At 47.0% G+C, this 14,598-nt stretch carries 12 protein-coding genes; 9 read left to right on the top strand and 3 right to left on the bottom strand.

The window, feature by feature from the left end; genetic code table 11:
- Nucleotides 1-206: 206 nt before the first annotated feature.
- On the top strand, nucleotides 207-1,409 hold the full coding sequence (locus QUB30_RS24545) for a catalase (protein WP_333338763.1): 1,203 nt from the start codon (nucleotides 207-209) through the stop codon (nucleotides 1,407-1,409).
- Between the two features lie 352 nt (nucleotides 1,410-1,761).
- Here the strand turns inward: QUB30_RS24545 and rpsD are convergent, their stop codons facing one another.
- A complete protein-coding gene (rpsD, locus tag QUB30_RS24540; protein WP_333235035.1) occupies nucleotides 1,762-2,370 on the bottom strand; it encodes a 30S ribosomal protein S4 in 609 nt (202 codons plus the stop codon).
- 192 nt (nucleotides 2,371-2,562) lie between these two features.
- On the opposite strand from rpsD, the gene QUB30_RS24535 reads away from it, so the two are divergent.
- Nucleotides 2,563-3,192, top strand: coding sequence for a hypothetical protein (locus QUB30_RS24535; RefSeq protein ID WP_333338760.1), 630 nt, complete (start codon nucleotides 2,563-2,565; stop codon nucleotides 3,190-3,192).
- A 152-nt stretch (nucleotides 3,193-3,344) separates the two neighbouring features.
- Nucleotides 3,345-3,692 carry a rhodanese-like domain-containing protein gene (locus QUB30_RS24530; protein ID WP_333338758.1) on the top strand — a complete coding sequence of 116 codons (348 nt, stop codon included), beginning with the start codon at nucleotides 3,345-3,347 and terminating at the stop codon, nucleotides 3,690-3,692.
- Nucleotides 3,693-3,707: 15 nt separating this feature from the next.
- On the opposite strand, the gene QUB30_RS24525 is transcribed toward QUB30_RS24530, so the two are convergent.
- On the bottom strand, nucleotides 3,708-5,516 hold the full coding sequence (locus QUB30_RS24525; protein ID WP_333338755.1) for an AAA-like domain-containing protein: 1,809 nt from the start codon (nucleotides 5,514-5,516) through the stop codon (nucleotides 3,708-3,710).
- Nucleotides 5,517-5,814: 298 nt separating this feature from the next.
- On the opposite strand from QUB30_RS24525, the gene metK reads away from it, so the two are divergent.
- From metK to QUB30_RS24510, 3 genes are all read left to right on the top strand, one after another.
- Nucleotides 5,815-7,077: a methionine adenosyltransferase gene (gene metK, locus QUB30_RS24520; RefSeq protein ID WP_333338752.1), complete on the top strand. Its 1,263-nt coding sequence runs from the start codon at nucleotides 5,815-5,817 to the stop codon at nucleotides 7,075-7,077.
- A 203-nt stretch (nucleotides 7,078-7,280) separates the two neighbouring features.
- Nucleotides 7,281-8,453: a family 10 glycosylhydrolase gene (locus QUB30_RS24515; RefSeq protein WP_333338750.1), complete on the top strand. Its 1,173-nt coding sequence runs from the start codon at nucleotides 7,281-7,283 to the stop codon at nucleotides 8,451-8,453.
- Between the two features lie 459 nt (nucleotides 8,454-8,912).
- Nucleotides 8,913-10,829, top strand: coding sequence for a HEAT repeat domain-containing protein (locus QUB30_RS24510; protein ID WP_333338747.1), 1,917 nt, complete (start codon nucleotides 8,913-8,915; stop codon nucleotides 10,827-10,829).
- On the opposite strand, the gene QUB30_RS24505 is transcribed toward QUB30_RS24510, so the two are convergent.
- The gene (locus QUB30_RS24505) at nucleotides 10,770-11,030 is read right to left on the bottom strand and encodes a hypothetical protein (protein ID WP_333338744.1); all 261 of its coding nucleotides are present in this window, start codon (nucleotides 11,028-11,030) and stop codon (nucleotides 10,770-10,772) included. The two genes, QUB30_RS24510 and QUB30_RS24505, sit on opposite strands and share 60 nt — an antisense overlap.
- A gap of 373 nt (nucleotides 11,031-11,403) precedes the next feature.
- On the opposite strand from QUB30_RS24505, the gene QUB30_RS24500 reads away from it, so the two are divergent.
- The 3 genes from QUB30_RS24500 (at nucleotide 11,404) to QUB30_RS24490 (ending at nucleotide 14,594) form a co-directional block, all read left to right on the top strand.
- Nucleotides 11,404-13,368, top strand: coding sequence for a HAMP domain-containing sensor histidine kinase (locus QUB30_RS24500; RefSeq protein ID WP_333338741.1), 1,965 nt, complete (start codon nucleotides 11,404-11,406; stop codon nucleotides 13,366-13,368).
- A gap of 289 nt (nucleotides 13,369-13,657) precedes the next feature.
- Nucleotides 13,658-14,245 carry a type II toxin-antitoxin system antitoxin SocA domain-containing protein gene (locus QUB30_RS24495; protein ID WP_333338738.1) on the top strand — a complete coding sequence of 196 codons (588 nt, stop codon included), beginning with the start codon at nucleotides 13,658-13,660 and terminating at the stop codon, nucleotides 14,243-14,245.
- Nucleotides 14,217-14,594, top strand: a complete 378-nt coding sequence (locus QUB30_RS24490) for a hypothetical protein (protein WP_333338735.1) — start codon at nucleotides 14,217-14,219, stop codon at nucleotides 14,592-14,594. Before QUB30_RS24495 ends, QUB30_RS24490 begins: the two co-directional genes overlap by 29 nt.
- The last annotated feature ends 4 nt before the right edge of the window (nucleotides 14,595-14,598 follow it).

The following is a 14,598-nucleotide window of genomic DNA, read 5'->3' as shown; positions in this document are numbered from 1 at the left end:
AGTGTACGCCTTTCTTTCCAATGTATAACTCCTGTTCAATAAGAGCCGACAGTCGCAGTGGTGAGTTGTTCGCGGTTTAGAGGATTACGCAATTAACCGCGAACAACTTACACCTGAGTTCCCTCGAAATTACGTGAAAAATCAGGTAAAATAGAAGGGGAAAAAGCCAACAATTATCGCCACAATCAGCTTTTGCAAGGTTATTTATGAGCAAGAATTTATTTACCGAATATCCCGAACAGGACGAACGCAAATACTACGATCTTTTGGTTGAGCAGGCCAAGCTTCGGATGGATAATCTTTACGGGGATAAGGAGCGGGCGCTGCGAGATACTCACGCCAAAACTCATGCGTGCGTTAAAGGAACTCTGGAAATTTTTGACTTTGATGAGGAAGCGATTAAACGGGAATTGGGCAAACGCGCTTCGTTAAGTTCTTCGCGACTCAATGCTATTTCCCTTAAGCAAGGTTTGCTAGCAAAACCCAAAGAATATCCTGTTTGGTTGCGATTTGCTAACGGGGCTACAAAAGTATACAATGATTACGCCAAAGATTCGCGCTCAATGTCAGTGAAAGTGATGGGGGTGGAAGGGGAACGACTGGCGCAAAGCCACGAGTCAAAAACTCAGGACATCATTGTTCACAATTCAGAGATATTTGTGAGCCAAACGATCAAAGACTACTACGGCTTTTTTTCTGCTCTGGTTGAATCACCAGAGACATTGAAAAAATGGCTAATACGACATCCCAGACACTTTCTAGCGGTCTCGACGCTTACGGGTAGCCGGACTCCGAAGAGTTTGCTAACAGCCAAATATTGGAGCGGTTCACCCTCTGCTTTGGGTCTCAATCCTGATTTCGATCCCTCTAAACCTGGTCTAGTTCCTGTCGAATATCCTGCTGTAATTAAGTATGGGTTTACTCCGGTTTCATGCAAACCGCCGCACGAGATAATTCCAGAACAATCTCGACCGGGAATTCCTAAAATTCCCTTTGTCGATCGCGCTAAAGCCTTGGGTTTAGATCCCAAACAACCAGACAATTATTACCGGGACGATCTAATTCAAGCCTTGGCGAAACCTGATGCCGAATACTGGTGGGAGTTTGGCATCCAGTTCCAAACCAGCCTAAAAATGCCGATCGACGATGGCATCAATGTCTGGAAAGAACAGGAATCACCCTTCTTGAAAGTAGGTCGTCTCACTGTCAAGCATCAGATTATTGATTATGAAAAACAATCTGATTTCAACGAAAACCTGAGATATTCTCCCTGGAACGGCTTAGCAGTTCATCGTCCAGTAGGTGCCATCAATCGGATACGCGGTGTGGTTTACCCCGTTGTAGCGAATTATCGCCTTCAAAAGCGAGGTCTTGTCCACCAAGAACCAACAGGAAAAGAAACATTTTAAGGGAATAATTTGGGGGTCGGACATCAATCATTTAATGGCATCAGCCAGGTGTCGTCCGAGCAAATGGCAACTCAAGGAAGTTAACAAGCGAAACCTTCAAAAAATCCCATCCCTTTTTAGGGGGTGGGAGTGTTGAAAATTATTAATTCTTAGTCCTCAGTCTTCAGTCGTCAGTTTTGTGTCAGTAGAAATTGATTAATCCCTGTAGGGACACGGCATTGCCGTGTCCCTACTTTATAAACCTCGAATACACGGCAATGCCGTGTCCCTACTTTATAAACCTGGAATACGCTGTAATAATTCCACCTTCAACCAACTGATGACTAATGACCAACGACTGATGATTAATAACTTAGGCTTGCCGTGAGTAGTATTCCACCACTAACAGTTCGTTAATCTGAAGAGCAATCCACTCGCGCTCGATAACGCCGTTAACTTTGCCAATCAGTTTTTGCTTGTCAAATTCCAAGTGATTGGGCAAGTGAGCCAAGCCTGGGTCTTTGAGATTCGTTTCAACCATTGTGCGCGATCGCTCTCTATTTTTCACCGCAATCACATCACCAGGCTTGCACTGATAGCTGGCAATATTGACTTCACGGTCATTGACAGTTATGTGACCGTGATTTACCAATTGTCTGGCGGACGGAATGGTTGGAGCCATTCCCATCCGAAACACAGTATTGTCCAAGCGCATTTCCAAAAATTGCAGTAACACTTGACCTGTGGAGCCCGTGACACGGCGGGCTTTGCGGACGTAACGGAGCAGTTGGCGTTCCGTCACACCGTAATTGAAACGGAGTTTTTGCTTTTCTTGCAAGCGAACAGCGTACTCAGAGAGCTTTTTGCGGTTTTGACCGTGCTGTCCGGGCGGATAATCTCGTCTGGGGGTTTTGCGGGTTAGACCCGGCAACTCTTTCAGACGACGGACGATTCTCAATCGGGGGCCTCGATATCGAGACATTTATTTTCCTCTCTAATATCTGTATGCAATTTTATGCAGACTCTATATTATATGTTTGTAACGGTCAAATTTCCAACAAAGATCGATAAAAAAACGATCGACCGCAGCGCGATCCATAATGTGCGGTAAATTCTGAAGGAAAAGCCGATCGATCGCCGCACTCAGCCAAAACAACTCACTACTCGATCTGCCATGCACAACCGCAATTTTTCCCGCACTTCTTCCCCAAAGCCAGCACCGACAGGCTCAAGCCCTACCGGGCGCTGGATTTTGGCTTTCGGAACGCAGCTAGCAGCACTCGGTTTGTTGGCAACAGCACTGCCAATCTCGCCAGCCTCAGCCATCACTATTAGAATCCCTCGCTCTAGGAATCCCTATCGCGTCTGCGCCCTGGAACTAATCGAAGCCGGAGTGGGGGCAGAGACAGCCGCCGCCGCTTGTGCGGACGCGCTCCACCCCCGCGACATATCTAAATGCGCTCTCCAAATCAACCGCAAAACCAATATTTCTGGTGTCGAAGCGCTCTCTAGCTGTCGGCGGGTGAGGCGTCCCAAGGAATTGGCTACTTGCGTAGTGAATATTAACGGCAAAAGTCGAACTCAACCTGCGGCTCCCCTGTTAGTGCTCGATGGATGCCGCCGCAGTTTATTGCCACAACAGTTTGCTGAATGCGTAGTCGGTTTGAGCGGCAGGCTCGACTTTCCCACTGACAGGTTAATCGCCACTTGTCTTGACCCGAGGGACAGCGTGAGCCAGTTGGACGGGCGTCCTGCACCTACTCCTCCTGTGGAGCTAATTTCACCGCCTTCGCTGCTCAATTAATCACTGTTAACAGTTGACTGTTCAGGGTTGACTGTTAACTGTTAACTGTTGACTGTTGACTGTTAACTGTTGACTGTTGACTGTTAACAATCTAAAATCTAAAATCTAAAATCTAAAATCGATTGACTGATGACTACATTTTTTATAATCAAATGTCAGAAATTTTTGCTCAAATTACAGTCGAAGAATTAGGTCGCCAATTAGCAGAAACCAATGCTGAGAAATTGCAGCTTGTAGACGTGCGGGAACCTTACGAAATTGAACTCGCGGCGCTGCCGGGATTTGCAGCTTTTCCGCTGAGCGAGTTTGCCGAATGGTCTGGTAAAATTGACGATCTACTCGATCGCGACACGGAAACCCTAGTTTTGTGCCATCACGGAGTGCGATCGGCTCAAATGTGCCACTGGTTAGCCGCTCAAGGATTTACTAACGTTAAAAATATCGTTGGCGGTATCGATGCTTACTCAATGGTGGTCGATCGAACTATCCCACGTTATTAACACCAAATCCAGTTTTCAACTATCCTGTACTCTACAGTCTGCCTCTGCCGATTTTGTATGTGTGATCGCGTTGCTGAGAGACTTACAGTCGCCCTCGATGCAATTAACAGGGGCAAATCTAAAATTTAAAAGCGTACTGAGAGTAGACCGATCGCGCCCCTGCTTTTTCGAGTAGTAAAGAGCCTCATCAGCCGCCAGTACCAGCGTGGCCACATCATTTTCCGGCCCCGGAATGACACTAGCAATTCCCAAACTAATCGTTAGCACAGAATTAGGCAAACAGTCAACTATCGAAGGTTTAAAAACAATATTCAAAGCTTTCACTTGCGCTCTAATTTTTTCAGCAACAACCAGAGCAGCCGACCCATCAGTTTCAGGTAAAATCACAGCAAACTCCTCGCCCCCGTAGCGAGCAGCTATCTCAGCAGGACGCTTGAGCGATCGGCTAATTGCCTGAGCTACCAATCGCAAACAATCATCTCCCTGTTGATGTCCGTAGGTGTCATTGTAAATTTTGAAATAATCAATATCGCACAAAATTAAAGATATAGGAGAACCCCTGCGATCCATGTGCTTCCATTCAGATCGCAGACAACTGTCGAAGTACCGTCTATTGCCAATTTGAGTAAGTTCATCCACATTCACCAAAGCTTGTAGCCTTTCATTTTCTTGCTGCAACTCCTCAAAACCAACCACCGATAAATTTTCCTCGCACAACTTTTGCCATTTAAAATACAAGCGATATAATTTACAAGACACGCGACATTTATCTCCCTCTAATTTTACCAGTCCCATACTGTCTAACTGATATGCGATTAAAGGTTCTAGACGAATGCTATTTTTAGCAGCAACAACTTTTTGGAGGGCGGAGGCCAGTTTTGGCTGCTGTTGGAGGAAGAACGAGTGATTTCGCAGGTGGTCGCTATAAATTCCGGTTTGAGTAGGAGCCGCTTTTAACAGTTGCTCTAACTCTACTTGCCCCCGATCCTTACCTCCATCATTTACCCACCCAGGCAGGCGATTTTGTACCGAATTGGCCAGGTGATAGAGGGCTAAATGCACTAAATAAGGATGTCCCCCTACCATGTTCATTAATTGCCCGACGGGATAGCTGTCGCTCCATTCCAGTCCGTGTCGCCTCGCCAACTCTTGCACTTGTTCAGGAGTAAACTCTGACAGTTTAATTGGCAGCCCTACATTGAATGGAGATTGATTGATACTCAAAGAAATATTGATTCTTATCGAGTGAATTACTGCAATACGGAGTTTTTTCCAAGTGTCAAGGTGTCGAGATTGTTCGTGCCAAGAACGCAGTAGCGGGAGGAATTCTTGAGCAATATGGGGGCGTTCAAATACTCGATTTACTTCATTGAGTACCAATAGAATAGGACTATCAATTTGTTCGAGCAAATAGTTTTCAAAATAAATAGTGCAGCTTACCTTGCTGCCCATATCTTCATCCCAAAAATCATCGAGATGTGGTTCTAGTTTGAGTTGCCTCGCAGCATTGACACAAAGCCAGCGCAAAAATTTATCTAAACTAGCAAAAATTGCTTCATCGGCCTGCTGAAAATCTACCATGACAGTGGGGTATCCCCGCACTGTCGCCCCGTGAATTATCCGCAGCATCAGAGAACTTTTACCCATTTTTTTGGGAGCTTTAATGCGAACGAGGCCTCCGGGTTTGCTAATTTCTGCACAGGCGAGGGCTTCGGCCCCCGAGCGATCGATATAAAATGGAGAGTCAAGCGGTATTGGGCCGCCCGGGAATTCTAGGTCGGCAACTGTTTGGATTAAGTTTGGTGATTTTTGGACTCCTGCCATAGTCGTTCCGCAAGGCGATACCCTGACTGTATCTTACCTTTGTCAGGTTAGAAGGTAGACGGGCGGTGTCCGAGATCGATCGACAATCCTACAAAATCTAAGTTTTTAGGGACTTCCCGGAACTGACTTTGCTATAGTAGTGTCACTTTACCCAATCTCAAAACCTGCTTCAACACGGCTCTGCAGACCGACAAAAATTCGACGGTAGCCCAGACGCGATGTTCTTGGCTACCGGAAAAATAACTCGTCGGTCGTCGATGTCGCGCAGGAAGAGCCCCTATCTAAGGAGAAATAATCATTGTCACGCCGCTACCTGTTTACCTCTGAATCGGTCACTGAAGGCCATCCCGATAAAATCTGCGATCAAATTTCAGATACGATTTTAGATGCCTTGCTGACTGAAGACCCTAAAAGCCGCGTCGCAGCCGAAGTTGTCGTCAACACCGGCTTGATGCTGCTGACGGGCGAAATTACCACTAAAGCTCAGGTAAATTACATAGAATTAGCGCGGAAAAAAATAGCCGATATTGGCTACATCCACGCTGACAACGGCTTTTCTGCCAATAGCTGCTCGGTGTTGGTGGCTCTTGATTCTCAGTCTCCCGATATCGCTCAAGGGGTGAATACAGCCCACGAAAGCCGGGAACAATCGAGTGAAGAGGAATTAGACGCCATTGGAGCCGGCGACCAAGGCTTGATGTTCGGCTTTGCTTGCAACGAAACGCCGGAAATGATGCCTCTGCCGATCAGTTTAGCGCACCGGATTTGCCGTCAACTGGCAGCAGTCCGCAAAACCGGTCAGTTATCTTACCTGCGTCCCGACGGCAAAAGCCAAGTTACAGTAGTCTATGAGGACGGCAAACCTGTTGGCATAGATACGATTTTAATTTCTACGCAGCACACAGAAACGATCGGCGATATCACAGAAACGGCCGCAGTTCAAGCCAAGATCAAACAAGACCTTTGGGCTGCTGTCGTCCAACCCGTGTTTGCCGATATTAGCGTGAAGCCGGATGCAGAAACTCGCTTTCTTGTCAACCCCACCGGCAAATTTGTCGTCGGCGGGCCTCAAGGAGATTCGGGTTTGACTGGCCGCAAAATTATTGTGGATACCTACGGCGGCTATTCCCGTCACGGCGGCGGCGCTTTTTCTGGGAAAGACCCCACCAAGGTAGACCGCAGCGCGGCTTATGCTTGTCGCTACGTTGCTAAAAATATCGTGGCGGCTGGTTTGGCCCAAAAGTGCGAAGTGCAGTTGAGTTATGCGATCGGCGTTGCGCGGCCTGTTAGCATGATGATCGAAACTTTTGGCACTGGGAAAGTTGATGACGATCGCCTTTTGGAAGTTGTGAAGGAGCATTTTGAACTGCGTCCTGCGGGCATCATTCAGGCATTTAACTTGCAGAATTTGCCTGCTGAAAGAGGCGGTCGTTTCTATCAAGATGTGGCGGCTTACGGTCACTTCGGGCGCACTGATTTAGACTTGCCTTGGGAGCAAACCGATAAGGCCGAACTCTTGAAAGAAGCTTTGAGCCAGCAGTTGTCTGCTGTCGCTGGATAGTACAATTTTGGGGTGCGCAGCGCGCACCTTATCCATAAATAATATCGGGTGCTACGAATCAAGGTAGGGTGCGCAATGCGCACCTTATCCATCATAAATAATATCGGGTGTTCTTCGGCGCATCTTATCCATACATAATATCGGGTGCTACAAATTAATAACGTAGCGGGCGCAGTGCCCACCTTACAACAAAAAAAGAATAAATGCGATTTTTCACACCTTTTCAATCAGCAATTCGCAGTTTTGCCTCTTCGATCCAACAGCGGTTGGTGGCTGGATTTTCGGCACCAAATTCAGCAGCGCTGCCAAGTTCGTTTCCGGCTGACAAGGCTGCTGGAATTCGCGGCATTTGGATACCCAACACTGACTGCAAAGTTCTCACATCAAAAGAGCTAATTGCTGAAGCCATGGACTTTCTCGCCGATACGGGATTTAATACAGTTTTTCCTGTAGTTTGGAGCAAGGGTTTTACGGCTTATCCTTCTCAAATTATGCGCGAACAATTTGGGGCCGAAATTGACTCGCGCTATCAAGGTCGCGACCCCTTAGCAGAAATATGCGTTGAGGCAAAAAGAGTTGGTTTAAAAGTGATTCCTTGTTTTGAATACGGATTTGTGAGTTCTTACAATAGCAACGGCGGTCATTTGCTGGCGAAAAAACCTGAGTGGGCAGCCCGTGATTCCAGCGGCAATTTACTTAAGAAAAATAACTTTGACTGGATGAATTCTCTTGACCCCGAAGTGCAAGACTTTCTGCTGGGATTGCTGCTGGAAGTTGCTAAGAATTATCCGGTAAACGGCGTTCAAGGAGACGATCGCATTGCGTTTCCGGTAGAAGGCGGTTACGACGAAAAAACGGTTAAACGCTATCGAGAAGAGTGCGGTAAAGCAGCACCGTCGGATTGCAAAGAGCAACATTGGTTGCAGTGGCGTGCTGATATTATTACTGAGTTTGTGGCTCGTTTACACCGAGAAGTGAAAGCTATTAATCCTGATTTGTTGCTATCGATGTCGCCGAGTCCTTATGACTGGGGACTGGTGGAATATTTGCAAGATTCTAAAGCTTGGGTTGACAAAAATTTGGTAGATCTGCTTCACCCGCAGTTTTATCGCCGCGATTTTAACGCTTACAAACAATTGGTAGATAAAATGATTGAGAGACAGCTTAGCGGGCAGCAAGTAAAGTCCGTTTCGCCCGGGATTTTGTTGACGAATCGAGGCAGCAAATATAGCATAACTCCCGAGCTGTTGTTGCAAGTAATTGCTTACAATCGCTCTCGCGGCATTCAAGGAGAAGTGATGTTTTTTTACGAAGGTTTGCGAGATAACGGTAACGCTTTGGCTGAGGTTTTGAAAAAAGGGCCCTACGCTCGTTGAGAGATTGTCCCGAAATCAAGCTGTTTCCGGTTGGCAGCAGTCAACCGAGCCGATCGCTATTTCCAACCAACTTGCTATAAAATAAGATGTTGCACCATTCTCAATAAGCTTTGATTAACAGGCTTTCCGGCCTGTTCCACAAAGGGGGAATTTGCTTGTGGAACAGGCCGGAAAGCCTGTTGCTGACAATGGTGCAAGATGTGAGTATAAAATGATATAGCAGAGCTAGGCTATCTCAAAACCCAGCGATGCCAATCAGCAAGCGCTACTAATTGTCAAGCTGATTGCCCAAACAAACCCGATAATTAATAATTGGGGAGTTGCAAAAATAGTGGAATGAGACATATTTTAGAAGTGGTGCAAACTTTTTTGAGAAGTAGCGTTTTGTAGACGCCATATTTTTTTAAGACAGTTTAAAAGAGCCATCTCAAGCGCTCGCCAAAATATTAGGATAAATCAGTGAACTCAGCAGCAACACTCATCCAACAGCTACCCGAGCTCAGCGATGCTCAATTCCATCAAAAATATTTGAAACAAAAACAAGGGATGCGCACCTTGGCGACAATATTGCCGCAAGTAGAACAGCAAAGTCTGGCTTTGCGGGCAGTAAAATTAGCTCTAAAAGTAAATTTAAAACTCGGGTCGAAGCTAGCAGGAACGGTAAAGCCAGAATTTCAAACAGCCACCATAAAATTAATCGAAAAAATCCCAACTTCGCCGCTGCTCAAAATTCAACTGCTGGCCCTAACAAGTTCCGATCGCGCAATTCCGATGCTGGTGGCCGCATTAAACCACAAAGACAGCGCAGTGCGCCTTCATGGGATTCGGGCGATCGGGAAAATCGGCTCCGAGGCGGCAGTAATTGAATTAGCCCGATCGCTCGAATCCCAAGATTCCCAGATGCAAGCTTGGGCAGCTTGGGCTTTAGGAGAAATTGACTCCAAACCAGCCGCCGCAGCACTGCTGAAAGCCCTCAAACACCCAGAGTCCAAGGTGCGCGCCCGGGCTGTTTGGGCCTTGGGCAAAATTAACCCGAAAACAGCCGTCCCCGCGCTGCTGAAAGCCCTCAACCACCCCGACTCCGAGGTGCGCTGGCGGGCTGCGGTCAACTGCGGGAAAATCGGCGTCTCTGAGGTAGTTCCCGGGCTGCTGAATGCCCTCAGAGACGAAAATCACATCGTCCGCGCTAGGGCCGCGGCGGCTTTGGGGAAAATCGGCGATTGTGAGGCAGTACCCGGCTTAATAGAATTGCTTCACGACGATCCAGACTCCTATGCAGTTTCTTTGAGGGCCGCCGAGGCCTTGGGACAAATCGGCACGGAAACGGCTGTGGCCGGGCTGGTACAAGCCCTCAACCATGACGACTCAGACGTGCGCGGCAGTGCAGTTTCTGCCTTGGGGGAAATCAGCAGCGAGGTGGCTGCGGCGGCGGTAATGCGATCGCTCTCGGATCGGGACATTTTCGTGCGCGGCAGGGCTGCGGTTGCCCTCGGAAACATCAATACCGAGGGAGATGCTAAATTGCAAAAAATGGTGGTCGCGGGACTGGCGATCGCGATTGGGGACAGCGAATCTTATGTCCGGTGGAGAGTTGCTGCTGCTTTGGGGCAAATTCCGACAGAGGAAGCTGTAGCAAGTTTGGTGCAGATGCTGGGGGACGAAACCTCTGGAGTGCGCCAAAATGCTGTTAAATCCCTCGGTCAAATGGGGTCAACGGCGGCTATTTTGGCTCTGGAAACAGCTTTAAACCGAGAATTTGCTGACGTTCGCGCCCTGGCTGCCCAATACTTGGCGGATGTCAGGAGTGAGGCAGAAACAGTTGATTTTGAACCCTCAGTTGCCGCAGATTTCTCGGGTGAAAAACTGCCGAAAATCCTGATTGCTTCGCAAGCAGAAGCCAGCGAATACATTGTAGAGCGCGCTGTGGGGCGCGATATCGAATACCTGATCTCGATCGGCAGTCCGGGTGTGCCCGAACCCAAAACTTTTCATCAAATCCGGAACCGAATGTGCTTGGAATTTAACGACCTCGACACCCCCGTTGACGACCCCGATCAAATCTTGCCTACCCTTGAGGATGTACTGAAAATTATTGACTTCGCCCTCAAAATGTCGCCGCAGCGAGGCAGTTTGCTGATCTGCTGCCAAAGTGGGATCAGCCGTTCAACGGCCACAGCTTTGACTGTGTGTGCTGCGCTGTTGGGTCGCGGCAAAGAACGGGAAGCTTGGGCCGTTGTGCTCGCCGCCAGACCCCAAGCCAAGCCGAATCGCTGGATGGTACACTTGGCGGATGAAGCTTTGGGTAGAGACGGTAAGCTAGCACTCGCGATCGAATTGACCGCTGCCACTCCAGAACTCGCAATCGCCAACAGTTGACTGGCAGAAACCGGGTTTCTTTTCGTAAACCCTACAGTTATACTCAATAAACGACACTTGACCTCGGACTTGTCTGTGCGGGGCAACGATGCCAAAAGTCGATCGCCAGGGTGCAAAAGTTCGATCGGCTGCTGCATTTGTGACATTCTGTGCTACAAAGTCGTCGGATGCTGAACAAAAACCGTCAAGCAATCGTCGCATTGCTGGCAGCAAAACTCCAAAGCTGAGGAATCGGGTGCATTGTCAACAGACAATATCAGCTTGGGGGAACTCACAGGCAAAACGCATCAGACAGAATTTTCTGGCTGTAACGTTCCACGCGGGGATAATTCACTGCCGGGATTAATTTTTATCTATTTTGCCTGCTGCAGACTTTTACGAGTCGAAAAAGTAATTTGGCAACAGCCATCAACAGCCTAATTATCTATTAGACATCAACTGAATTTAAGTTTCTCCTCGGACTCGACAAGAGTTTTAGATACTTTTTCGCCGATGTCTACTAGAAAATAGACAAGCTTTTCCGTTTGGAGAATTTAAGAGCGTGGTAAATTTTAACAGAATACAGCGGTTGCATATGTCAAAAATTAACTTGCTCAAAAAAACAGGGGACGAAGCAAGTCTATCGGTAGCCGTTTGCGAAGGCAAAGGCGAAGTAAATTCCGACTTAGAACCATTTAATCAGCAGGAAAAACCTGTAGGAACGCCAAAGGTTAACCCAAACAATAGCAATGTAGGTAAACTGATGCCGCTCTTTATTTCGGGACAAGTGGCTTCTCTAGAAACCGCAATTCCAAAAACATCCAGCCAGGATTTTGTACAAAAATCATCCTTAAAAATCAGCCAAAGTTGGCCATCTAAAATTGGCAGTTTGCCTATCCATCAAAAAATTGGTGGCGGGTATTTGCTGGCAATAGGAATCGGCTTTATTGGCTCCCTGAGTGGACTGATAATCGCCGACTACTACCAAGGACAAGGAGTAAACCAACTCAATGATGCTCACCTGCAAGCCCAATTGCTGGGCAATTTTAAAGATGCAGCCCTGGCGGCGCAATTGCAAGGAGCACAGCTAGATTCTTTTGTAGACAATTCAGCCCAACTACAACTGCAAAAAGAGCAGTTGGTCGCGAGTGTTACTAAGGCAAAAAACCTGCGGTTGCGCATAGAAAAGTTTGCCTACAGCCAACCCGCTTGGCTGGCAGCAAAGCCGGAAGTTCTCAAAAGTTTACTGCAAGATTGCACGGAAGATTTAGAATCCTACGCCGATACTCTCAAGTCAACTTTGCAGCAAATCCAGCAATCGCAACTGTCGCCTCTGGAGATAGAGTCGGCCCGAAAATTGTTGGCTACAGAAAGCGGAGAAGGTGTCAAACAGCTCAACAAAAGCCTTGAGGAATTGAGCAAAATCCTGGATATTGCCCAGCAGCAAGAGGGGCAAGGGGGTGAAGTGATGGAAGACGCCCAAGGAATGGAAAAAGCCATAATTATAATTAGTATGCTGCTGTCGGTAGTGGTGGCGGGAATTGTGGCTTGTCGCACCAGTCAGGCGATCGCCAAACCTGTGATCAGCGTCACTCAGGTGGCCCAACAAGTAGCCGCCGAGTCTAATTTTGACTTGCGAGCCCCCGTCACGGCACAAGGCGAAATGGGCTCTCTGGCTGTCTCTCTCAATCACTTAATCGAGCGAGTTTCGGAACATACAAAAGAATTGAAACAAGCTAAGGAAGCTGCCGTCACCGCTAACACTGCTAAAAGCCAGTTTTTAGCAAATATGAGCCACGAATTGCGGACGCCTTTAAATGCAATTATCGGCTACAGTCAACTACTTTCAGAAGATGCCCAAGATGCGGGATTTGATGAGTTTGTACCCGACTTGCACAAGATTCAGAAGGCGGGTACGCACCTGCTATCTTTGATTAACGATATCCTCGATTTGTCAAAAATTGAAGCCGGGGGGATGAAACTCGAAATCGATGAATTTGACATCGAATCCCTGGTTGACAATGTTACGTGTGCTGCGAAACCTTCCATAGAAAAGAATGGAAATGTTTTAGAAATAGAGTGCGATCGAACTGCCGGTATCATGCACGCAGATTTCAAAAAAGTGCGGCAGGTTTTGATGCACCTGCTGAGTAATGCTGCTAAGTTCACCAAAAACGGGAGGGTGAAACTGACTGTCAGGCGCATTGAAGGAAGCGGCAAATTGAATGCAGCAGGGCGATCGGCGATTGACAATTCAATGCCTGCCGATGAAACTCCTTCTGCGGCGATCGCTTGTCCCTTGCTGAATGTTCAAGAGTCGGATTGGATTTGTTTATCTGTTAAGGATACCGGAATAGGAATGTCGGAAGAACAACAGCACAAATTGTTTGAAGCTTTTGTGCAAGCTGACTGTTCAACAACGCGACCTTACGACGGTGCGGGATTGGGGCTGACACTCAGCCGCTACTACTGTCACATGATGGGCGGCGAGATTTTGGTAGAAAGCGAGGAGGGGAAAGGGTCTATTTTTACTGTGCGGATACCTGCGGGAAATGGATGATGTGATGTTTGGGCGAGAGATTTAGGGGGTAGGCAGGGGGGCGAAAATTTATGTTTCAAACCTCTGGTTTTGTGTCCAAATGCTTTACTCTTGTCAGTGGGGGCGATCGTTCCGGGCGCGATATTTTATTTTTTTGCAAGGTCTATTTGATATTTTTTCGGCTGCGTTTTGTTACACATTTTTAATATATTATTGCACTATTTACATGGTTCGTATATAATTATTATATATTGACATTTTGCAAATTTGTTAAAAGAAAAAACGTTTATTTAAGGATGTGGATTGAGCCATGATTGACTGTCTCAATGCTGCTCGCTACTTCATTATCAGAGCTTATGAGGATGGTATAGAAGCTGAAATGACCAATATGAAGGTTCAAAAGCTTTTATATTATGCTCAGAGCTTACATTTGGCGCTGTACAATGAGCCATTATTTACAGAAGAAATCCAAGCATGGCGCTATGGGCCTGTTTGTCCTCCTGCTTATAGATTCTACTGTGATTTTGAGGCTCAACAATTACCAATTCCTCCGAAAGAATCCTTGTCGGATTTTCCGTCTGAGAAGAAAGAACTTTTAGAAGAAATTTGGGAATACTTCGGTGGCTACCATGCTTATCGACTCAGCGATATGACTCACGGAGAATTTCCTTGGAAGAAAGCTCGTAAAGGTCTACCACCTCAAGCAAGTTCAACGGAGCCAATTCAGCTTAATGATATGAAGGAATTAGGCTATCAAAAGCTCGATCGCATAGAACGCGATCGCCCTGCATATGAACTAGCGATGTCTCAAATTGTAAACGATGCGTTGGCTTCGGAATCCTTAAATAGTATTGGCAAAGGAGAAGTGCATGACTGGCTCAACTCCCTTCTCGATTGAAGCATCCGATAATTTCAAGCGTTCTTTCAAGAAACTTGCAAAAGTTCACAGAGATAGCTTTGTTGCGGTGATTGGAAAAACTTTGGAAGATTTGATAGACGACCAATACCCCAACAACTCTCGTAATGAACCTCTACCCGGAAAAAGTCAGTTACCGGAAGACTGGACCTTTCATAAATTGGAAATCAGGTTTGCAAAAGGGGCTTCGGGGCAAATTAGACTGATGTACTTGGTTAACGCTACTACTTGCACAATTAGACTGGTTTGGATTTACAGTCATGAGCAGTTTGCCAAACGTCCTGCTGATGACGATCTAAAGAGTGTGCTCAGAGAAATTCTAGATTTTTAAGTCT

Origin of the sequence: Microcoleus sp. BROC3 (assembly GCF_036702515.1) — a bacterium.
In the GTDB taxonomy this organism is placed as follows: domain Bacteria; phylum Cyanobacteriota; class Cyanobacteriia; order Cyanobacteriales; family Microcoleaceae; genus Microcoleus.
This window is presented reverse-complemented; position numbering and strand designations above follow the sequence as displayed.

What these genes read in the sequence shown, in the direction of transcription:
- QUB30_RS24525 (WP_333338755.1), bottom strand. Translation starts at nt 5,516, where the DNA reads ATGGCAGGAGTCCAAAAATCACCAAACTTAATCCAAACAGTTGCCGAC.
- QUB30_RS24545 (WP_333338763.1), top strand. Translation starts at nt 207, where the DNA reads ATGAGCAAGAATTTATTTACCGAATATCCCGAACAGGACGAACGCAAA.
- QUB30_RS24505 (WP_333338744.1), bottom strand. Translation starts at nt 11,030, where the DNA reads ATGCGACGATTGCTTGACGGTTTTTGTTCAGCATCCGACGACTTTGTA.
- QUB30_RS24535 (WP_333338760.1), top strand. Translation starts at nt 2,563, where the DNA reads ATGCACAACCGCAATTTTTCCCGCACTTCTTCCCCAAAGCCAGCACCG.
- QUB30_RS24500 (WP_333338741.1), top strand. Translation starts at nt 11,404, where the DNA reads ATGTCAAAAATTAACTTGCTCAAAAAAACAGGGGACGAAGCAAGTCTA.
- rpsD (WP_333235035.1), bottom strand. Translation starts at nt 2,370, where the DNA reads ATGTCTCGATATCGAGGCCCCCGATTGAGAATCGTCCGTCGTCTGAAA.
- QUB30_RS24530 (WP_333338758.1), top strand. Translation starts at nt 3,345, where the DNA reads ATGTCAGAAATTTTTGCTCAAATTACAGTCGAAGAATTAGGTCGCCAA.
- QUB30_RS24490 (WP_333338735.1), top strand. Translation starts at nt 14,217, where the DNA reads ATGACTGGCTCAACTCCCTTCTCGATTGAAGCATCCGATAATTTCAAG.
- QUB30_RS24495 (WP_333338738.1), top strand. Translation starts at nt 13,658, where the DNA reads ATGATTGACTGTCTCAATGCTGCTCGCTACTTCATTATCAGAGCTTAT.
- QUB30_RS24515 (WP_333338750.1), top strand. Translation starts at nt 7,281, where the DNA reads ATGCGATTTTTCACACCTTTTCAATCAGCAATTCGCAGTTTTGCCTCT.